Genomic DNA, 21034 nt, shown 5'->3' with positions numbered 1-21034 from the left:
TAAAATGGAAATATTAAAATATTCTGATATTGATTTAGTTGAAACTATAAAAAGATCAGAAGAAGATGTAAATAAAGTTTTAGGTATTGTTTCAGATATTTTGGATAATGTTAAAAACAATCATGATTTAGCTATTCGTGAGTATACTGAAAAATTTGATGGAGTTACAATAGAAAATTTAAAAGTATCTGAAGATGAAATAAAGGAAGCTTATGATACTTTAGATGATAGTTTACTTGTTGCTTTAAAACAAGCGGCATCAAATATTGAAAAATTTCATAAAAAACAAATTCCTCATGAATGGGAAATTGAAGTAAATCCGGGTATTGTTGCAGGTCAGATTGTAAGGCCTATAAACTCTGCTGGCTGTTATATTCCTGGTGGAAGAGCAGCATACCCTTCATCAATTTTAATGACCGTCATTCCTGCTAAAATTGCAGGTGTTAAAAAGGTTGTATGCGTTACTCCTCCGCAAAAAGATGGTAAAATTTTAGATGCTATACTGGTTGCAGCAGACATTGCCGGTGCTAATGAAATATACAAAGTTGGTGGAGCACAAGCTATTGCAGGTCTTGCATATGGAACTGAATCTATTCCGCAAGTAGAAAAAATTGTGGGCCCGGGAAATATATTCGTTACTGCAGCTAAAAAATTAGTGTATGGTCAAGTTGATATTGAATTCCCTGCAGGACCATCTGAAGTGTTAATATTAGCAGATGAAACTGCAAATCCGGAATTTTTAGCAACTGATATATTAGCACAAGCAGAACATGATCCTAATGCATCTTGTTTTTTAGTTACTGACTCTGAAAAATTAGCTATTGAAGTTGATGAATTTGTAAAAAAATTAACTGAAGTTGCTCCAAGACGTGAAATTATTGAAAAATCATTATCTAAAAGTGGAAAAATTATTATCACTAACACTTTTGAAGAGGCTATTTATATCACAAATGAATATGCTCCTGAACATTTAATCATATCTACTAAAGATGATGATGATACATTATCACACATTAATAATGCTGGTTCTATCTTTTTAGGTTCTTATTCACCAGTAGCAGCAGGAGATTATGGATCCGGAACTAACCATGTTCTTCCGACCGGAGGTGGAGCTAAGATGTATTCAGGATTATCTACTGAAGCATTTATTAAAAAACCCACTGTTCAGCGAATTACTAAAGAGGGTCTTAAAGAATTATCAAAAACTTCGGTACCTATTGCTGAGTATGAAGGTTTCTTTGAACATGCAAACTCATTTAAAACAAGACTTAAAGATGATTGGAAATAGCTAAAATTATTTAGCTATTTTTTACTTTCTTATTTTTAATCATTTTTTTACATATCTTTATAAAACATTAAAACTAAATTAAATTCATAATGAAAATTTTATCATTATTTTATTTTTACAACCGAGGTGAATAATTTGCAAGGTTTATTAAATGACTGGAGAAGAACTCATTATGCTAAAGAAACTACCCCTGATATTGCAGGTAGTGATGTTACCATCATGGGATGGGTACATGAAATCCGTGATTTAGGCGGTATTATTTTTGTTGTTATCCGAGATGTTACTGGTAGAGTTCAATTAACTGCTCCAAGTAAAAAAGTAGAAGCGGAAATATTAGAAGATATTAGAAAATTCAGAAAAGAGTCAGTTGTTGCTGTTAGAGGATTAGTTCAAGAAGCTCCAAAAGCACCTAATGGTGTTGAAATAATTCCTAATGAAATTAAAGTATTAAACTTATCTAATCAACCTTTACCAATGGATCCTACTGAAAAAGTTCAGGCCGGAATTGATACCAGATTAGATTCAAGATTCATTGATTTAAGAAAAGAAAATGTTTCAGCAATTTTCAAAATTAAAGGTCAAATGTTCCATACTATTAGAGATTATTTTTATAATAATGGATTTCATGAAATTAATACTCCTAAACTTGTAGCTTCCGCTACTGAAGGAGGTACTGAATTATTCCCAATTACTTACTTTGAAAAAGAAGCATTCTTAGGTCAATCTCCTCAATTATACAAGCAAATGATGATGGGTGCTGGAATGGACAAAGTCTTTGAAATTGGTCAAATTTTCAGAGCTGAAGAACATGATACTTTAAGACACTTGAATGAAGCTATTTCCATCGATGCAGAAGCTTCTTTCATGGACGATGTTGATGTAATGAAAGTATTGAATGACATGCTTATCAACGTATTAACTGATGTCAACGATAAATGTAGTGATGAATTATCTATTTTAGGATATGAATTAGATGTGCCTAAAGGAAATTTCCCTGTTGTAACTTATGATGAAGCTGTTGATATTGTAAATTCACGTGGAGTTGAAATGGAATGGGGAGAAGATTTATCTCGTGAAGCTGAAAAAGCATTAGGCGATTCAATGGGTGGATTTTATTTTTTAACTGAATGGCCGTCTGCAATTAAACCATTTTATGTAATGCCTCAAGAAGGAGATGAAAAATACTCCCATGCTTTCGATTTAATGTATAATAATTTAGAGTTATCTTCTGGTGCTACTCGTGTTCATCAGCATGATTTACTTGTAAAACAAATAGAAGAAAGAGGATTAAATCCTGATGGATTTGGAAGTTATCTTAAAGCATTTGAATATGGTATGCCTCCTCATGCAGGTTGGGGTTTAGGTGCTGATAGATTAACTATGGTACTTACTGGCTCTGAAAACATCCGTGAATGTGTACTATTCCCAAGAGACAGACACAGATTAACTCCTTAATTCCTTTTTTAGATATTATGGAAGAATATGAAATAGCTGTAATTGGTGGAGGACCGGCAGGAATAATGGCCGCAATAGCTGCAAGTCAAAATTCTTCAAGCGTAATATTACTTGAAAAAAATCCTAAATTGGGTCGTAAACTCCTAACTACTGGTGGAGGGAGATGTAATATTACGAATGCTAAACCAATAAGAGAGTTATTAAAATTCTATCCTCAAAAAAATTTTTTAAAACACGCTTTTTATACACTTTCAAATGAAAAATTACTATCTTTTTTTGAGAATAAAGGATTAAAATTCATTGAAGAAGCAAATAATAGAATATTTCCTGAAACTGAAAAATCTATTGATATCTTAAAAATTTTAACTGATTACTTAGAAGATATAATTATAAGTTATAACTTCGAAGTTAAAAGCATCGATGAGGATTTTGTTATAAATGATAAGTTAAAAGCAGATAAGATAATTATTGCTACAGGTGGTATAACATATCCGAAAACTGGTTGCAGCATTAAAAACTATTCTTTAACAAAACAGCCTATTACTGATATTAAATATGGACTATCACCATTAATTACAAAAAAAGATTTGTCTGATATTGCTGGTATAACATTATATGATGTTATTGTAAGTTATAAGAAAACTAAAGTTAAAGGTAATGTTTTAATTTCCCATTTTGGTTTAACTGGTCCGGCAATTATTGATTTAAGTAATTTTATATCAGAAAGTATAAGTTATAACTTATTGGAAAATGATAATTGTGATATTAATTTTGAAATAGCTATTGACTTATGCCCTGATTTCAGCCGTGAAAAATTACAAGAAAAATTCAATCAAGACTTTCAAGTTAAAGGAAAAACGATGATTAAAAATTATTTAAAATTATTTTTAACTAACAACTTCATTGATTTCTTTTTAGACGAAATAAATCTTGACAGGGAAACTCAATTATCAAGAATTAATAAAAAAAGTAAAAATCGTTTAATTAAAAATTTAAAAAGTTTTAATTTTAAAATAAAAGGTTTTAATAATGATTTGGCTAAAATAACAGTTGGTGGTATTGATTTAAATAATGTTAATCCAAAAACAATGCAATCAACAATCATACCTAATTTATACTTTGCAGGTGAAGTTTTAGATTTACATGGACCTACAGGAGGTTATAATTTAAAAATTGCTTTTTCAACAGGTTATCTGGCTGGGTTATCTGCAAGTGAAAAATAATTTTTATTTTAATTTTTTTATCAAATAAACAAAATATTTAACTTATATATTTACTAATAGTTATAATATGTCAGACAAAATGTTCATGGGTGCATCAACTAAACAAGGTTTGGATATTGCTAATAAAAGTAGGGAAATTATCCGTAACCTTATTGGAGATGATGTCAAAGATTTAAATCCTGCTGAAAGGGATATTGTTGAGAGGATTGTCCACTCAACAGCTGATCCTGAATATGCAAAATTAGTAAAAATTAGTCCTGATTTTGTAGATGCAGCTATGGCTTCCCTAAAAAATAAAGAAACCATTTTAACTGATATTAATATGGTTAAATATGGTATTACAAGATATGAAGGGGAAGTAGAGTGTTATATAAAAAATAAAGAAGTTATTAAAATAGCTAAAGAAAATCAAATTACAAGAGCAGCTGCCGCAATGCGTTATGCTGCTGATAATGGTTTTGAGGGTATTGTGGTTTCGGGCAATGCGCCAACTGCTGTTTTTGAAGCTATGGACTTATATGAAAAAGGTGAAATGAATCTTAAAGCTATTGTTGGAGTTCCTGTTGGTTTTGTTGGAGCTGCTGATTCAAAAGAAGCTCTACATAATTCTAATATTCCTAATATTATTGTTGAAGGACCTAAAGGTGGAACACCGATAGCAGTTGCTTGTGTAAATTCATTAATACAACATTTATAACGTGATAAAATGAATTCTGAAGAATTATTCAATGAATCTAAAAATTATTTTCCGGGGGGAGTAAATTCTCCTGTACGTGCTTTTAAACCTTATCCATTTTTTGTTAAAAATGCCGGAGGTTCAAAACTTACTGATGAAGATGGAAAAAGTTACATTGATTATTGTTTAGCATATGGTCCGTTAATTTTAGGGCATGCTAATCCTAAAGTTGTAAGGGAGGTTTCTAATCAATTAACTATTGGTACTGCTTATGGTACTCCAACTGAAAATGAAATTACTCTTGCAAAAGAGGTTATTGATAGAATTCCATCTGCTGAAATGGTAAGATTCTGTAATAGTGGTACTGAAGCCACTATGAGTGCAATTAGATTGGCACGTGGTTTTACGGGTAGAGATAAAATTGTTAAATTTGAAGGTGCTTATCATGGAGCACATGATTATGTATTGGTTAAAGGAGGATCTGGTGCTGCAACTTTGCCTGATAGTGCAGGTATTCCAGTTGATACTACAAAAAACACTTTATCTGTTCCATTTAATGATGAAGAGATTTTAACAGATTTAATTGAAAGAGAAGGTGACAATATTGCTTGCATTATAATGGAAGTTGTCATGGGTAATGTTGGTTGTATTGAACCAAAACCGGGATTTTTAGAATTTGTTAGAAAAATTACAGAAGAAAATAACATAGTTCTAATTTTTGATGAAGTTATCACTGGTTTTAGAGCTTCCAGAGGGGGAGCTCAAGAATATTATGGAGTCACTCCTGATTTAACTACTCTTGGTAAAATTGTTGGTGGCGGACTTCCTATGGGAGCTTTTTGTGGTAAAAAAGAAATCATGGAATTAATTGCTCCAAATGGTCCTGTTTATCAGGCAGGTACTTTTTCAGGAAATCCTATATCTGTACAAGCAGGAATATCTACTTTAACTCAATTAAATAATGCATTTTACAAAGAATTAGAAAGGAAAGGTAATTTTCTTAGAGGCAATATTCAATCTATAATTGATGATGAAGAATATAATGTTCAACCGGTTGGGTTTTCATCCATGTTTCAAATTTATTTCAATCCAGCACCAGTTTATAATTATGCTGATGCTCAGGAATCTGACAGAAAAAAATTCTTAAGATACTTTAAATCATTATTAAAACAAGGTGTATTCATTCCACCTTCCCAATTTGAATGTAATTTTATTTCAAATGCTCATAGTATGGAAGATTTACAAAAAACTTCAGATGCTATTGAAATTTCTTTACATGAAGCTTTTAAAAAAAGAAGAAGGTAGTTTAAATGGAAATTGATTATAAAGAAATTGCATCATATGTAGTTATCCTCATTATTGTTTTAATTGCCGCTCAACATCTTAATGTTGTTGTATCTGGAAGTATGGAACCTGCCTTTTATAGGGGTGACATTGTTTTAGTTGAAAAAGCAGATTTCTTTGGTATTCATGAGTTTAATGCAAGTGATGTCAAAGTTGGTGATGTAGTTGTTTATGATGCAGCTTGGTATAACCAGCCAGTTATCCATAGAATTATTAATATTACAGATATTAATGGAACTACGATGTATGTAATTAAAGGAGATAATAATAATGCTCCTGACCCATATTATGTTACTTCAAGTCAAATAAAAGAAAAAGTAGTAACAGTTGATGATAATTTAGTCGTAATTCCAAAAATTGGTTATCTTTCCCTTTGGTTAAGAGGGTTATAATTATTATTAAGGTGAGTTAATGTATTTTGAAATTGAAAAACAAGCTATTGATGCTATTAATAAAGCATTAGATCAATATGATGTAGAAGTTGATAGAAATTTTAAATTAGAATTTCCACCTAATCCAAATTTAGGTGATTTAGCAAGCACAATTGCATTTGCACTTACTAAAAAATTAAAAACTTCACCTCCTGAGGTTGCAAAAGGTTTAGTTGAGAAAATTGAAGTGCCTGAAATTTTTTCTAAAGTACAAAATTTTGGACCTTATGTTAATTTTTTCATTGATTACAGTAAATTCTCTAAATTATTATTGGAAAAAGTTGATGAAAATTATGGGCAACTTCCAGCATATGGTGAAAAGATTGTATTGGAACACACTTCAGCAAATCCAAATGGACCATTACACATTGGGCACATTAGAAATTCTATTTTTGGGGATTCTCTTTCAAGATTGCTAAAATTAGCTGGAAGAGATGTTATAACTCAATACTATGTAAATGATATGGGAAGACAAATAGCTATTATTGTGTGTGGTATAACTGAATGTGGTTTAAAAATTGAAGATTATGATGGGGACAAAATAGACCATAAAATTGGAAAACTATACTTCGATGCAAACAAAGCTGTTGAAGAAGATGAGGCTTTAAATGATAAAGTTGATGAATTAATCCGAAAATATGAAGAAGGCTCTGATAAAAAATTAAATAAAATCTTCGAAGATGTTGTAGCTAAATGTATTTCTGGAATGAAAGAGTCTCTTTTAAGAATGAATATTGTCCATGATGATTTTGTATGGGAAGGTCAATTTGTAAGAAGTGGGGAAGTCAATAATCTTGTAAATTACATCCAAAAAGAAGGATTTACAAGAGAAGAAGATGTACTGTTCATTGATTTAACTGATTTTAATATTGATAAAGAGTTCGTACTTAGAAGATCTAACGGAACTTCTCTTTATTCTACAAGGGATTTAGCTTATCACAAATACAAAGCTACTTTAGGTGATACTGTGCTTGATATTTTAGGTTCAGACCATAAATTAGCAGCTAAACAAATTAAAGTTATCTTTGAAGAAATTTTAAGACAAAAGGCTCCTGAAGTAATCTTTTATGAATTTATTACACTTCCGGAGGGGTCAATGTCTACTAGAAAAGGTAAATTTGTATCTGTTGATGAATTAATTAATGAGGCAGTTTCAAGAGCTCATGATGAAATCAAATCTAGAAACCCTGAATTAAATGAAGAGGAAATTGCACCGATGGCTGAAGATATTGGTGTTGGAGCAATTAGGTTCTTTATTGCTAAATTGTCTCCTGAAAAACACCTGACATTCAAATGGGATGAAGCTTTAAGCTTTGAAAGAGGCTGTGCTTCTATTCAATATGCTCATGCAAGGGCATGCAAATTACTTGCAAAATCAGGTAAAGATATTAATTCTTTAACTGTTAGTGATGATTGGATTCCTAATGAGGATGAACAGGAATTAGTAAGGCAAATAGCTAAATTCCCACAAGTTGTTGAAGATTGCGCTAACAAACAAAGAGTTCATAATATTACTCAGTACTGTCAAGATTTAGCTGGTTCATTTAATAAATTCTACAAATCACAACAAGTTATTGGGTCTGATTTAGAAAATACAAGACTAATTTTAGTTGATAGGGCTAAAACAACTATTAAAAATGCTTTAGATATTTTAGGTGTTGTTGCACCTGAAAAAATGTAGATGGGGATTTAACTCATCTTTAATTTTTTTGACTTGTTTTTTTATATTGTGGGTGTCCGCCAAAAATCTAAAATTAATTTTTGAAACTGATTAAAAATACTTCAATTCAAAAACAAAGAAAAATTTACATCGAAAAAATTACTTTTGGCGAACAGTCTTGTATAATTTCTGAATTTATTTCAGAAATTTTTGGATTTTTGAGTTTAGCTTCATTTTATGAAAATTTTGAATTATATTGTTAATTTAATAATGCTACATAAATTATTGCAAAATGGGAGAAATAATAAAAAATTAGTCCACATAGTGGATGTAATCTTCTTTTCTTGGTAATGGTTTAGGTGATTCCATGTCAGGATAACCAAGGGCTACATGGCCAATTCCTTCGTAACTTTCAGGAATGCCCCATTTTTTAAGTAATGCTTTTCCTTTTTCAGATGAAAACTCATCACGAGCTCTGTGAATCCAGCAGGATCCAACACCGATTGCATGAGCGGCATTTACAAGAACTGCAAGTACGCTAGCACCATCTTCAACAAATGTTGGCATTTTGCTATCTGCTAAAACAATTAATATTGTTTTTGCTCCATAAAATGGATCCATATCTTCGGGAACATCAACTGGGAAATAACTTCTATTCCATTTTGATAATTCTTTAATAGTTTCTGGATTTTGAATCACAACAATTTTAGGGGATTGCATTCCTCTTGCAGTTGGTGCATAAGTTCCAGTTTCTAAAATAGTTTTTAAATCTTCGTCACTGATTTGTTTGTCTTTAAATTTTCTGATGCTTCTTCTACTTTTTAAGTCATTTATTGTTTGATTCATAGTAATTCCTCACAAATTGTTCTAAGTGCTTCTAAGAAATTTGCATATTCTTCTTCTGTTAAATTTTGTTTTAATTTTTCATCCCATTTGTAATCGTAATTTATAACTTTTTGAGCTGTTTTTCTACCTTTAGATGTCAATTTAATAATTTTTTTTCTTTTATTTTTAATTCTTTCAATAAATCCTTTATCTTCAAGTTTTTTAAGATTTCTTGTTATTGTACTTTCATTTAAATGCAATACTTCAGCTAATTTTTCCTGATTTATTCCTTCATTTTCATATATTATGATTAAAATTGGATGGAGGCCAAAGCTTAAGTCTTCATCCTTTACATTTTCGTTAATGTATTTAGCATGTTCTTTATGAATTATTGAAATAAATGCAGCACTGGGTTTATTTTCATTAAACTTCATGATTCAATACTCCTCATTAATCTGTTGATATATAGTTCAATACAAATATAACATATTAATGAACCAATTCCTCCACCTAGAAGCATTCCACAGTATATTCCGAATTCCCCCATATTGAGGGTAAATCCAAGTACATATGCAAAGATTAATACTAATACAAATTCCCTAAATGATGTTAAAATAAATGAAATGGATCCTTTTCCAACTCCTTGGAATACATTTCCTGCACTTGCTCCAAATGGTACATATAATATAAATAAACACATAATTTGTAAGAAACTTGCAATTAATGGTTCTAATTGAGCACTACTTTCAGAATATGAAAATATGAATGCAATTTGATTTGCAAATATATTTAATATAATACAAACAATAATTGAAGCTATTAATGCAACTTTAACTGCATATCTTGCTGTAATTCTTAAATTTTCATATTTACGAGCTCCATATGCTACTCCTGAAACTGATATTGCTGCAGTTCCAACTCCAATTGCCGGAAGCATTCCGATGTTTATTATTCTCCAACCTGCTGTATAAACAGCTACTGCAACAGGTCCTGATACAATTGTAAGCATGAAATTTACAACTATTGTTAATGCAGATAAGATTAATTGTTCTAAACTGGCTGGGATACCCACAACTAAAATATCTTTATACATTGTTAAATCATTTTTAAAACTTTCACGATTATATTTAAGATAGGTATCTTTTTTAACAAGCATCCAATAAAGCATTGCAGCTACTGCGAATATATGTGCAATAACAGTTGCCCATGCTGCACCTGCGACCCCTAAATTGAATGTATAAATGAAAATTGGGTCAATAATCATATTGGTTATTGCTGAAATTGCAAGGGGTATTGTTGCTCTTTTTACATCTCCTTCTGCTCTGAATGCTCCTCCGAAGATTGGTGGAAGTAACATAGCAAATGAAAATGCAAAAATTACAATTCCGTAATCCATTGCGTATTTTAAAACAGCTGATGCTCCCATAACAATTAATAATGGTTTTAAAAATGTAAGTAAAATTATTGAGACTGCTATTGATAAAATTATTCCTAAAATTAAGTTGTGAATTGCGGCATTATTGGCTGACTGTCTCTTTTCAGCTCCAATATAACGTGAAATTAATGAGTTACCGCCAGCACCTATTCCGTTTCCAATTCCGATAAGCACCATAAATAATGGTGTTACATATCCTAGTGCAGCTAATGGATCTGCACCAAGTCCTGCTACCCAAACACTGTCAATAATATTGTTGGCGAAAATTAAAAACATACTAGCGATAATTGGTATTGATAATTTATTAATTGCCTTTTTAGGATCTCCTGTAATCATTTCTATATTTGAATTTTTTTCCATATTATTTTCCTCTTACTCTTGCATATGCAATGATACACTTGTATATGCAAGTGTTAATATATAAATATTTTCACTAACATAAACATAAATAACAGGAGACTATATTATGAAGGTTTTAGTTGTTGGAACTGGTGCTCGTGAACATGCTATTGCTGATGCTTTAAAAGAGGATGTGGAATTATACTGTTACATGAGTAAAGTAAACCCTGGAATGTCTAAAATTGCTGAATTTAAACAAGGTGATGAGGGTGAAGTTGAAAAAGTAGCAGAATATGCTGTTGAAAAGGATATTGATATTGCATTTATTGGTCCTGAAGCTCCTCTTGGAAAAGGAATTGTCGATGAACTTCAAAAAAATGGGATCAGTTGTGTTGGACCAACTCAAAGTGCAGCAAGAATTGAAACTGATAAATCATTCATGAGAAAACTTTTTGAAGATTATAATATTGATGGATCACTTGTTTACAAAGTATTTGATAACTCTGCTGATGTTTCTGCATTTTTAGATGAATTTGAGAGGGATGTTGTTGTAAAACCTGTTGGATTAACTGGAGGTAAGGGAGTTAAAATTGTTGGTGATCATTTAAAAGATAATGAAGAAGCAAAAGAATATTCATGTGAAGTAATTGACAATGTAATGGGTGGATTTGCTCAAGTAATTATTGAAGAAAGATTAATTGGTGAGGAATTTACAATTCAGGCATTTTGTGATGGTGAACACTTAGCTCCAATGCCTGCAGCACAAGACCATCCTCATGCATTTGAAGGGGATGTTGGAGCAATTACTGGTGGTATGGGATCTTATTCTGATGTTGGAGGATTACTGCCTTTTTTAACTCAAAATGATTATGATGATGCTGTAAAAATTATGGAATCTACTTTAAAAGCTATTGCTAAAGAAGCTGAACCATACAAAGGTATTTTATATGGCCAATTCATGTTAACTGCTGACGGTCCAAAACTAATTGAATACAATGCAAGATTTGGAGATCCAGAAGCAATGAATGTTTTACCATTACTTAAAACTCCATTAATTGATGTTTGTCAAGCTATTGTTGATGGTAACTTAGATAAAGTAGAATTTAAAGATAAAGCAAGTGTATGTAAATATGTAGTGCCTGACGGATATCCTGAAACAGAATTCGCTGGAGATCTGGTTGATGTAGATGAAGAATCTATCGAGAAATTAGGTGCTAAAGTATTTTATGCAGCAGTTTCTGCAGAAGATGATGGTATTCACTTATCTGGCTCAAGGGCATTAGGTATTGTAGCTAGTGGTAATTCTATTGAAGAAGCTGAAAAAATAGCTGAAAAAGCATGTGAATTCGTTAAAGGTAATGTTTACCATAGAAGAGATGTCGGTACAACTGAACTTGTTAACAAACGTGTTGAACACATGAAAGAAATTTTAAGCTAAATTTCTTTTATTCTTTTTTTTGATTTTATGAATAATATGCCTAAAGATTTAGATAAAATAAAATTTGAGTTATCTGAGAAACTTGAGTTTTTAAAAGAGAATGCCGAGTCGGAAGAAGAAATAGAAAAATTAAATAATTTTGCTTCATATTTGGCTGATAAATATTCTCAGATTGATGATGAAGATATAAAAACTGAAAAATTAAACAGAATTAATACAGGTCTAAGTTATTATCAACGTTTTAAAAAGGCTTTAGAGAAAAATATAGATATTGATCCTGGAAGATTAATGGGTCTTACAGACGGAATCTTTGGAATGGTAATGACTCTTTTGGTATTTGGTATTGCACTTCCAGAATTACAGATAACATATTATTCCACATTTTTGTCATTTTTTTCAAGTTTGGCTCCAACAATTGGAGTTACTGTTGTCAGTTTTGTTTTATTAAGTTCTTTTTGGATTTATCATCATGAATTTATTAAAGTGAATAATCTTAATATTCCTTACTTATGGTTGAATGTTTTCTTTTTAATTTGTATATCATTTGTTCCATTTACAACTTCATTAATTGGACATTACTCACATTTCTTTTTATCTGAAGTCATTTTTGGAATTAATATTCTATTAACAATAATTTCCTTCTTATTAATGTATCATTATGCAAATTCAATGCATTTTCTTGAAAATGCGCCTTCAAAAAAAGAGCGAAATTATGTTTATCAAACTTTTGGAATGATAATGGGATTAACCATTGTTGTGAACCTCTTGGATTTCCATGTTTCAAGTTATTTTATTTATTTATTCTTACTAGTTCCTGTAATATCTACAATTAGGGATATTAGATTTAAAATGAATGAATAGATAACTTTAATAAATACTTTTAATAAATAGTTAATTTTATTGTTATTGTAAAGGGGATTTGAATGGGTAGTTTATTATCAGTTACAGACATTAAAGATGATGTTAAATATATTTTGGAGTTAGCCTCTAAAATTAAAGCAGGTGAAATTGAAGAAAAACCACTAAAAGATAAAACATTAGCAATGATTTTCCAAAAATCATCAACAAGAACTAGAGTTTCTTTTGATGTTGGAATGTATCAGTTAGGTGGAAGAGCAATTTTTTTATCTTCTAATGATTTGCAAATGGGTAGGGGAGAACCAATTTCTGATACTGCAAAAGTTTTAAGCCGTTTTGTTGACGGGATAATGATTCGTGCTATTGAACACGATGATGTAATTGAATTAGCTAAACACTCTGATGTTCCTGTTATTAGTGGATTAACTAATTTAGAACACCCTTGTCAGGCATTGGCTGACATGTTAACAATCAAAGAACATTTTGGTGTTTGGAAAGGTAAAAAAATCTGTTTTGTTGGAGATGGAAACAATGTATGTAATTCCCTTTTATTGATTGCTCCTCTCCTTGGTATGAATATGTCTGTTGCTTGTCCAAAAGGTTATGAACCTTCTGAAACTATTTTAAAAACTGCTAAAGAGTATGCTATGGAAAATAATACTGAAATTATTGTAAGTGATGATATTGGTGTTGCATTGGAAAATGTTGATGTAGTTTATACTGATGTTTGGGTAAGTATGGGTGATGAAGCTGAAACAAAACAAAGAGAAATAGATTTTGCTCCATTTCAGGTTAATTCTGATTTAATGAGTATAGCTAATGATGAAGCTATTTTTATGCACTGTTTGCCCGCAATTAGAGGTCAAGAAGTAACTGGTGATGTTATTGATGGACCAAAATCAGTTATTTTTGATGAAGCTGAAAACAGAATGCATGCCCAAAAAGCTGTTTTATATTATTATATGAAGGATTAAATTCTTTTAAATTACTTTTTTAAATCTATAAATATTAAATATGGAATTATTATTAAATTTGATATTTAAGGGAATTGTAATTTCTGTATTTAGTAAATAATCCTTAAATGCTGATTGTTTATCTGGAATTATTCAAATCAGCATCACTATTTATTCTGTTTACTATTATGGAAATGAACGAATATTTTCATTGTAAAAATAAAGTTTATAATTGTTAATGAATTTAGTTTTTCACTTTAAATTGATCCGATTATTGCAAAGATTATAAAAATTCCAATTAAGCATAAACAACATTCTATCCAACTTTCATTATTTGTATTTGTATTAGTTGTAGATCTTATATTCTGATTATTATTATACGTATTTTCTTCCACTGAAGGTTCAATCACTGTTTTTTTAATTTCATCATCTTTTAGTTTAGTTCCGCAATTTACAGAATACTGCTTCTTCTGGATTCTCTTCACCACAATTTCTACAATACATATAAAATCCACCTTATAATTATTTTTAAAAAGATTATTAAACCAATCCCACCAATTAAACCTGTTATAAATCTTAAGTTGTTCTTACTTTCTCTTAAACTAAAATATTGTGTGAAACCATCAATTGCAACGGGAATCATAAGAATCATAGAAATTAATAGCATATTTAAATCATAATTGTGATTGTAAAATTGATAACAAATTAAATAAACAATTAATCCTGTGTAAAATCCACAACATCTTGCACAGACTGGGAATTGATGATTTTTTATGTGGAAACTTCGCTCTGGTTTTCTGTGACAAATATATTTTGTTAGTTCCATAGTATCAACACAAGTTTACTACATTAAATTTTTTCAATAATTATATATATTTTTATGCTTATAACTTAATTTATAATAGATAAAAGGTTTTTACAATGAGAGGCGGAGAAGCGATAATTCAATCCCTAAAAAACATGGGGGTTAAAACAATATTTGGTTATCCGGGTGGACAAACCATACCGTTTTATGACATGTTATATGACTCAGACATGGAACATATATTAGTAAGACACGAACAATGCGCAGCTCATGCAGCAGATGGATATGCAAGAGCTTCTGGCCGTGTTGGTGTGTGTTTAGCAACTTCTGGTCCAGGTGCGACTAACCTTGTTACTGGTATTGCTACAGCATATATGGATTCTTCTCCAATTGTGGCTATTACAGGACAAGTTCCTACTCATTTGATTGGAAATGATGCATTCCAAGAAGCTGATATTATTGGAATTACAATGCCTATTACTAAACATAGTTTTCAGCCTAAAAATCCAAATTATATTCCTTCAATGATAAAATCTGGTTTTGAAATTGCTGCAAGCGGAAGACCTGGACCTGTTGTAATTGATGTTCCGAAAGAAGTTCAAGAAGGTGAACTAAGTGATTTTGATGATTCGTTAATTGATACACCGGGTTACAATCCTACCACTAAAGGTAACCTTAGACAAATAAGGAAAGCTTGCAATTTGATTAAAGATGCTAAAAAACCAATGATTTTAGCTGGTGCAGGTGTCATTATATCTGGTGCATGTTGTGAACTAAAAAAACTTGCACATACTATTAATGCTCCGGTCATGACTTCTCTTTTAGGTAAAGGAGCAATTGATGAAACTGATGATTTGGCGTTAGGTATGCTTGGGATGCATGGAAGAAAAGTTTCTAATGATTATATTAATGAATCAGATTTGTTGATAGCTATTGGTGTTAGATTTTCAGATAGAACTACTGGTAGATTAGATAGTTTTGCTCCTGATACTAAAGTTATTCATATTGATATTGATCCTGCTGAAATTGGTAAGAATGTTGATGTTGATTTACCAATTGTAGGGGATGCACATAATGTTTTAACTTCATTGAATAATTATCTAAAAGAATATAAAGTTTCCAGGGATGTAACTGAATGGGCAAACATGATTAAAGAAAAAAAACAAAAATTACGTCCTAGAGTTTCTTATTCTGATGTTCCCTTAAAACCACAAACTGTTATAAAAGAAATAGCTGAGGCATTAACTTCAGATTCAATATTAACAACAGATGTTGGTCAGAATCAGATGTGGGCAGCACATTTCTTCGAAACTCAAAAGCCACGTAAATTTATCTCTTCAGGTGGTCTTGGAACTATGGGATTTGGATTCCCGGCAGCCATTGGTGCTAAAGTAGCTTGTCCTGAATATCCTGTTGTATCACTTAATGGTGATGGCGGATTTTTAATGGTTTGTCAAGAATTAGCAACCATTCGTGAATATGATTTGCCTGTTATTGCCATTGTTTTGGAAAATAGAACTTTAGGAATGGTATATCAATGGCAAAGTTTATTGTATAATGGAAGACACTCACAAACTTTACTTGGTAATAGTCCGGACTTTGTTAAATTAGCAGAAAGCTTTGGTGTAAATGGTGTTAGAATTACCGAACCTGGTGAAACTAAAAAAGAAGTAGCTTCCGCAATTAAAGATAATGAACCAGTTTTATTAAATATTGTAATTGATTCTGAAGAAGCATTACCTATGCTTCCTCCTGGAGCCGGAATTAGTGAGATGATTGGTGAATACAAACTTGAGAAGGATGTGATTAGATGAATAAAGAATATCATGTTATATCCACATTGGTAGAGGATAGGCCAGGGGTTTTACAAAAAATTGCAGGGTTATTTAATAGGAGAGGCTTTAACATTGACAGTATTACTGTTGGAGCATCTGAAGTTGAAGGATTATCTCGTATGGTAATTAGTGTCAATGCTGATAAACAAGGCCTTGAACAAGTTACAAAACAACTAAATAAATTAGTTGATGTTATAAAGATTAAAGATATTACACAAAATGCAGTTAATAGGGAGTTATGCCTTATTAAAGTGCATATTCCTAATGAAAAAGCAAGAGCTGAAATAATGCAATATACAAATATTTTTAGAGCAAAAATAGTAGATGTTTCTGAAGAAAACTTAATTATTGAGCTTACTGGAGATATAGGAAAAATTAATGCGTTTATATCTTTAATAAAAGGTTACGGAATCAAAACTATTTCCCGTACCGGCCTTACCGCTATGGCTAGAGGTGTATAAAATGAGTATTTTAGAAAATGTTTTAGAAGATAATAAGAAATTTGTTGAAAACTTTGAAGGCGAAGAAATGTCCCACCATGCACAAAAAAATTTAGCTATCTTAACTTGTATGGATTGTAGATTAATTAACTTTTTTGAACCTGCTTTAGGTCTTAAAAGAGGGGATGCAAAAATAGTAAGAAATGCAGGAAATTCCATCGTTGGAGAAGATGCAATCAGATCAATTGGAGCGGCTTTATACAACCTCGGAGCTGAAGAAGTGTTAGTTGTTGGTCATACTGAATGTGGTATGGCAGGTGCAGATGTTGAAGCTCTAAAAGAAAAAATGCTTGCAAGAGGAATCAAAGAAGAAGACATCGCTAAATATGATTTGTCTAAATGGATTGGCGGATTTGACGACGAAGAGGAAAATATTAAGAATGTTGTTGAAAAAATTAAAAACCACCCATTAATCCCTGATGTGCCTGTACATGGTCTTATTTTGGATGTTGTTACTGGTGAATTAAAAGTTTTAGTAGATGGTTACTAATCATCTTTTTTTCTATTTTTTCATATGTTCGATTTATGAAATATAAAACTTAATATATTATTAAAATTAATATATTATAATGGATATTTTATAATATATTCAATTCAATTTTATTTATTAATTAAAAAAAATAAGAGATGATTTTAAAATGAAAATGTATTACGATGCTGATGTAAATACAGATGCTCTTAAAGGAAAAACCATAGCTGTAATCGGTTACGGTTCACAAGGCAGAGCACAATCTAGAAATATGGCTGATAGTGGAGCTAATGTCATTGTTGGTGTAAGAAAAAATGGAAGTTCTTGGAATTTGGTTCAAGAAGATGGCATGACTGTAAAAACTATCGAAGATGCAGCAAAAGAAGCTGATATTATTCACATTTTACTCCCTGATGAAATTCAAGAAAAGGTTTACAAAGAACAAATAGCTCCTTATGTGGAATCTGGTAACACCATTTCATTTTCTCATGGTTATAACATTCATTTTGGTTTAATTGATCCTGCTGCTGATGTAAATATTGTAATGTTTGCACCTAAAGGGCCTGGATCTATGGTAAGGAGAACTTACGAAGAAGGATTTGGTATTCCTGGTTTAGTTGCAGTGGAAAGAGATGCTACTGGTGATGCATTACAACTCGCATTAGGTATGGCAAAAGCATGTGGTTTAACTAAAGCGGGTGTTTTAGAAACTACTTTCAAAGAAGAAACTGAAACTGATTTATTTGGTGAGCAAACAGTATTATGTGGTGGTATTACTGAATTGATCAATGCTGGATTTACAACTTTAGTTGAAGCTGGTTATCAACCTGAAATCGCTTACTTCGAAACTTGCCATGAAGTAAAACTCATTGTTGATTTAATCTATGAAAAAGGTTTTGCTGGAATGTGGAATGATGTAAGTAACACTGCTGAATATGGTGGATTAACTAGAGGAAAAACCATCATCACTGATGAAGCAAAAGAAGGTATGAAAGTCGCTTTAAAACAAATCCAAGATGGAACTTTCAAAAAACAATTTGCTGATGAAAATGCTACTGATGGAGCTAATTTAAAAGAAATGAGAGCTGCTGAAGGTCAAAAAGAAATCGAAATTGTTGGTGAAAGATTAAGAAAAGCTTGCGGATTACAAAAAGATGATTAAGTCTTTTTAATCCTTTTACTATTTTTTTATTTAATTATTTATATTGTAGTGTGGTAATCATGGTATTTATTGGAATGGACCATGGAACTACTGGAATCTCTTTTTGCATAATGTCTGATGATGGCGAGGTACTCGATGTTTTTAAATTAGGAAGAGAAGAAAGTAAAAAAGGTTTAGTTTCTGCAACTGAAGAAATAACAAAACGTGTTGATCTGGACTCTGTAAAATTAATGGCTATCACTTATGCCATGGGTGATGGAATAAACCAGATTTTGCCTACAGACAAAGTTGAAGATAGAGGTATTTTATCTATTGATGGAGCTGGAAAAGTAACTGGAGGTGGAACTTCCGTATTTTCCGAATTAGAATCATTGGATATTGATTCAATCATGATTCCTGGTCTTCATAAAGACTCTAATTCTTTAAATGAATTATTTAGAGCAGCTTATTCTCATCAGGCTAGTCCTGAAAAAGTAAGTATTTGTTATAATGGATTAAAGGAAACAGGATGGTCTAATTTTATTGTAGCAGATATTTCATCTAATAGTGTCGATATACTGATTGAAAACGGGAAAATTAAAGGTGCTATGGATGCATGTCTTGGCGCTATGGGTGTTGTTCATGGACCTATTGATTTAAAAATGATTAGGGATATTGATGAAGGAAAATCTTCGGCTAATGATTGTTTTTCACATGCTGGAGCAATTAAAATTGCAGGAATTAGTGGTAAAGTCGCTAATGTGAAAGATGTACTTTTAGAAAAGTATAGAAATGGGGATGAAAAAGCAAAGTTAGCTATTGATACTTTAATCATGACTGTTGCAATGGAAATTGCTGGTTTGGATGTGATATGTGAAAATGAAATTGAGGGAATTGTACTTACTGGATCTATTGGAAGTGCAATTGAACCATTTAATTTTGAAGATGAAATTAATAAATATTTCAAAAATAAGTATCATTTAAAAGTAATTTCTAAAGAATCTGGAGCTATTGGTGCTGCTCAAATTGCAATGGATGTTTATAATGGTAAAGAAGAAATATTGGGTATTGAAGTTAATATTTCCTAACTTTATTCTTCTTTTACACTAATAAAAATGATATTTCCACCTTTGACAGTTTCCAAACCATTTTCATTTTCAAGGATGATGTTTAAGTAATTGTCAATTGCGATTATTTTTCCTTCGCTTTGATAGTTTCCTCTTAAATCAACAGTTACATATTTATTCTTAAATTGTTTAAACATTTTATTTACATTATCTTTATCTTGATTCATTTTTTTCAAATCCTCGATATTCTACATTTATTTTGATGTTTCATCTTTATATAGTTTGACATTTATATTATATAATATGGCAATTAATCAATTAGAAAGTAATTTAGAAGCTATTACTCGTACAATAGCTCAATTAAAAAGAGATGGATGTACTGATGAAAAAATTTTAAATGAACTTAGGGAAGAAAGGGATAAAATACTTAAAGATTTAAATTTATAAGTATTTTACTTTAACCATTCTTTTATTAAGCTCATATCACCAGTTAAATCAATTTTTAATGGTGTAATTGTAGTTTTTTGTTTTATTTTTAATTCATAACCATCGCTTCCAGGTTCATTAAACTCATAGGGTTCGCCATCAATCCAGTAGTATGGTTTTCCACGGGGATCTAAGCGCTGTTCGACTACAGGGGAATACATCCTATTTCCTAATTCTACAACTTCAAATTCATCATCTGAAGGGTTTACAGGAATATTAACGTTTAGCAAATCAATTCCTTCAGGTAATCCTTTTTTTAATACTATTTTTGCTAATTTATTAAGCATTTTAACTGCAAAATCAAAATCTACTTCTACTTTACCATTTTCAAATTTAACATCGTCCTGTGTTACTTCTTGAGAAATGGCGATTGTAGGAATTCCAAAACTTGCAGCTTCCATTGCTGCTCCTAATGTTCCGGATGTTGTTAATTCTGCTTTTCCAATATTAAAACCAGTATTTATTCCAGAAATCATTATGTCTGGTTTTTTATCTAATATTTCAAATAATCCAATTGTTACAGCATCGGTTGGTGTTCCATTCACACCATAACCCATGCTTCCATCTCTTAAAGTATATTCATTTACTCTCAATGGTTCAAATAATGTTAATGCATGGCCTATTCCACTTTGTTGTGTTTCAGGTGCAACAACGTATGTATCACATAAATTTTCCATGGCTTTTTTTGAAGCTAGAATTCCTGAAGCGGTTATTCCATCATCGTTACTTATTAATGCATTCATAATTATATTAAGGTTTAATCTTGTTAAAATAATTTTATATTTTATTAATTGTATAAAAAAGTT

23 protein-coding genes are annotated in these 21034 nt (G+C 31.0%); 16 read left to right on the top strand and 7 right to left on the bottom strand.

All coding sequences use genetic code 11. The features are described 5' to 3' along the window. Nucleotides 1–4 precede the first annotated feature (4 nt). The 7 genes from hisD (at nucleotide 5) to argS (ending at nucleotide 8098) form a co-directional block, all read left to right on the top strand. Nucleotides 5–1288 (top strand): histidinol dehydrogenase, encoded by a 1284-nt coding sequence (hisD, locus tag EDC42_RS01920; protein WP_069575748.1) that lies wholly within the window; start codon nucleotides 5–7, stop codon nucleotides 1286–1288. A gap of 135 nt (nucleotides 1289–1423) precedes the next feature. After that, nucleotides 1424–2743 carry an aspartate--tRNA(Asn) ligase gene (gene aspS / locus EDC42_RS01915; protein ID WP_069575747.1) on the top strand — a complete coding sequence of 440 codons (1320 nt, stop codon included), beginning with the start codon at nucleotides 1424–1426 and terminating at the stop codon, nucleotides 2741–2743. Nucleotides 2744–2760: 17 nt separating this feature from the next. Further along, nucleotides 2761–3966, top strand: a complete 1206-nt coding sequence (locus EDC42_RS01910) for a BaiN/RdsA family NAD(P)/FAD-dependent oxidoreductase (RefSeq protein ID WP_069575746.1) — start codon at nucleotides 2761–2763, stop codon at nucleotides 3964–3966. A 67-nt stretch (nucleotides 3967–4033) separates the two neighbouring features. Continuing rightward, nucleotides 4034–4663, top strand: coding sequence for a cobalt-precorrin-8 methylmutase (locus EDC42_RS01905; protein ID WP_069575745.1), 630 nt, complete (start codon nucleotides 4034–4036; stop codon nucleotides 4661–4663). A 9-nt stretch (nucleotides 4664–4672) separates the two neighbouring features. Further along, nucleotides 4673–5947: a glutamate-1-semialdehyde 2,1-aminomutase gene (gene hemL / locus EDC42_RS01900; protein ID WP_069575744.1), complete on the top strand. Its 1275-nt coding sequence runs from the start codon at nucleotides 4673–4675 to the stop codon at nucleotides 5945–5947. A gap of 5 nt (nucleotides 5948–5952) precedes the next feature. Continuing rightward, nucleotides 5953–6378, top strand: coding sequence for a signal peptidase I (locus tag EDC42_RS01895; protein WP_069575743.1), 426 nt, complete (start codon nucleotides 5953–5955; stop codon nucleotides 6376–6378). Nucleotides 6379–6397: 19 nt separating this feature from the next. Next, nucleotides 6398–8098 carry an arginine--tRNA ligase gene (argS, locus tag EDC42_RS01890; RefSeq protein ID WP_069575742.1) on the top strand — a complete coding sequence of 567 codons (1701 nt, stop codon included), beginning with the start codon at nucleotides 6398–6400 and terminating at the stop codon, nucleotides 8096–8098. Between the two features lie 291 nt (nucleotides 8099–8389). Here the strand turns inward: argS and EDC42_RS01885 are convergent, their stop codons facing one another. Genes EDC42_RS01885 through EDC42_RS01875 form a run of 3 tightly spaced genes read right to left on the bottom strand, consistent with a single transcriptional unit; the run spans nucleotide 8390 to nucleotide 10697 of the window. Next, nucleotides 8390–8923 (bottom strand): nitroreductase, encoded by a 534-nt coding sequence (locus EDC42_RS01885; RefSeq protein WP_069574835.1) that lies wholly within the window; start codon nucleotides 8921–8923, stop codon nucleotides 8390–8392. Beyond that, nucleotides 8920–9336, bottom strand: coding sequence for a MarR family winged helix-turn-helix transcriptional regulator (locus tag EDC42_RS01880; protein WP_069574836.1), 417 nt, complete (start codon nucleotides 9334–9336; stop codon nucleotides 8920–8922). The genes EDC42_RS01885 and EDC42_RS01880 overlap by 4 nt, the downstream gene beginning before the upstream one ends. Then, nucleotides 9333–10697 carry an MATE family efflux transporter gene (locus EDC42_RS01875; RefSeq protein WP_069574837.1) on the bottom strand — a complete coding sequence of 455 codons (1365 nt, stop codon included), beginning with the start codon at nucleotides 10695–10697 and terminating at the stop codon, nucleotides 9333–9335. Before EDC42_RS01875 ends, EDC42_RS01880 begins: the two co-directional genes overlap by 4 nt. A 106-nt stretch (nucleotides 10698–10803) precedes the next feature. Here EDC42_RS01875 and purD point away from each other — a divergent pair, with 106 nt between their 5' ends. The 3 genes from purD to argF all read left to right on the top strand — a co-directional run bounded on the left by purD (nucleotide 10804) and on the right by argF (nucleotide 13946). After that, a complete protein-coding gene (purD, locus tag EDC42_RS01870; protein WP_069574838.1) occupies nucleotides 10804–12114 on the top strand; it encodes a phosphoribosylamine--glycine ligase in 1311 nt (436 codons plus the stop codon). A 27-nt stretch (nucleotides 12115–12141) separates the two neighbouring features. Then, entirely contained in the window at nucleotides 12142–12975 is an 834-nt protein-coding gene (locus EDC42_RS01865; RefSeq protein WP_069574839.1) for a TMEM175 family protein, read from the top strand. A 62-nt stretch (nucleotides 12976–13037) separates the two neighbouring features. Further along, nucleotides 13038–13946 (top strand): ornithine carbamoyltransferase, encoded by a 909-nt coding sequence (gene argF / locus EDC42_RS01860; protein WP_069574840.1) that lies wholly within the window; start codon nucleotides 13038–13040, stop codon nucleotides 13944–13946. 417 nt (nucleotides 13947–14363) lie between these two features. Here argF and EDC42_RS09780 read toward each other — a convergent pair whose 3' ends face one another. Both EDC42_RS09780 and EDC42_RS01850 read right to left on the bottom strand, forming a co-directional pair. After that, nucleotides 14364–14429 carry a zinc-ribbon domain-containing protein gene (locus EDC42_RS09780; RefSeq protein ID WP_123833386.1) on the bottom strand — a complete coding sequence of 22 codons (66 nt, stop codon included), beginning with the start codon at nucleotides 14427–14429 and terminating at the stop codon, nucleotides 14364–14366. Next, on the bottom strand, nucleotides 14419–14751 hold the full coding sequence (locus EDC42_RS01850; RefSeq protein WP_069574842.1) for a DUF2085 domain-containing protein: 333 nt from the start codon (nucleotides 14749–14751) through the stop codon (nucleotides 14419–14421). The genes EDC42_RS09780 and EDC42_RS01850 overlap by 11 nt, the downstream gene beginning before the upstream one ends. Before the next feature lie 95 nt (nucleotides 14752–14846). Between EDC42_RS01850 and EDC42_RS01845 the strand changes: the two genes are divergently transcribed. The 5 genes from EDC42_RS01845 (at nucleotide 14847) to EDC42_RS01825 (ending at nucleotide 19763) form a co-directional block, all read left to right on the top strand. Further along, nucleotides 14847–16544: an acetolactate synthase large subunit gene (locus EDC42_RS01845; protein WP_069574843.1), complete on the top strand. Its 1698-nt coding sequence runs from the start codon at nucleotides 14847–14849 to the stop codon at nucleotides 16542–16544. Further along, the gene (ilvN, locus tag EDC42_RS01840; RefSeq protein ID WP_069574844.1) at nucleotides 16541–17026 is read left to right on the top strand and encodes an acetolactate synthase small subunit; all 486 of its coding nucleotides are present in this window, start codon (nucleotides 16541–16543) and stop codon (nucleotides 17024–17026) included. The genes EDC42_RS01845 and ilvN overlap by 4 nt, the downstream gene beginning before the upstream one ends. A 1-nt stretch (nucleotide 17027) precedes the next feature. After that, the gene (locus EDC42_RS01835; RefSeq protein ID WP_069574845.1) at nucleotides 17028–17555 is read left to right on the top strand and encodes a beta-class carbonic anhydrase; all 528 of its coding nucleotides are present in this window, start codon (nucleotides 17028–17030) and stop codon (nucleotides 17553–17555) included. Between the two features lie 148 nt (nucleotides 17556–17703). Further along, nucleotides 17704–18696 (top strand): ketol-acid reductoisomerase, encoded by a 993-nt coding sequence (ilvC, locus tag EDC42_RS01830; RefSeq protein WP_069574846.1) that lies wholly within the window; start codon nucleotides 17704–17706, stop codon nucleotides 18694–18696. Nucleotides 18697–18755: 59 nt separating this feature from the next. After that, on the top strand, nucleotides 18756–19763 hold the full coding sequence (locus tag EDC42_RS01825) for a methanogenesis marker 12 protein (RefSeq protein ID WP_069574847.1): 1008 nt from the start codon (nucleotides 18756–18758) through the stop codon (nucleotides 19761–19763). A gap of 2 nt (nucleotides 19764–19765) precedes the next feature. Here the strand turns inward: EDC42_RS01825 and EDC42_RS01820 are convergent, their stop codons facing one another. After that, complete coding sequence (locus EDC42_RS01820) at nucleotides 19766–19969, bottom strand: LSM domain-containing protein (protein ID WP_069574848.1); 204 nt, start codon at nucleotides 19967–19969, stop codon at nucleotides 19766–19768. Nucleotides 19970–20045: 76 nt separating this feature from the next. Here EDC42_RS01820 and EDC42_RS09395 point away from each other — a divergent pair, with 76 nt between their 5' ends. Then, a complete protein-coding gene (locus tag EDC42_RS09395) occupies nucleotides 20046–20189 on the top strand; it encodes a hypothetical protein (RefSeq protein ID WP_170151642.1) in 144 nt (47 codons plus the stop codon). A 5-nt stretch (nucleotides 20190–20194) separates the two neighbouring features. Here the strand turns inward: EDC42_RS09395 and surE are convergent, their stop codons facing one another. Then, nucleotides 20195–20971: a 5'/3'-nucleotidase SurE gene (surE, locus tag EDC42_RS01815; protein ID WP_069574849.1), complete on the bottom strand. Its 777-nt coding sequence runs from the start codon at nucleotides 20969–20971 to the stop codon at nucleotides 20195–20197. Nucleotides 20972–21034 lie beyond the last annotated feature (63 nt).

Source organism: Methanobrevibacter gottschalkii DSM 11977 (assembly GCF_003814835.1).
Lineage (GTDB): Archaea > Methanobacteriota > Methanobacteria > Methanobacteriales > Methanobacteriaceae > Methanocatella > Methanocatella gottschalkii.
This window is presented reverse-complemented; position numbering and strand designations above follow the sequence as displayed.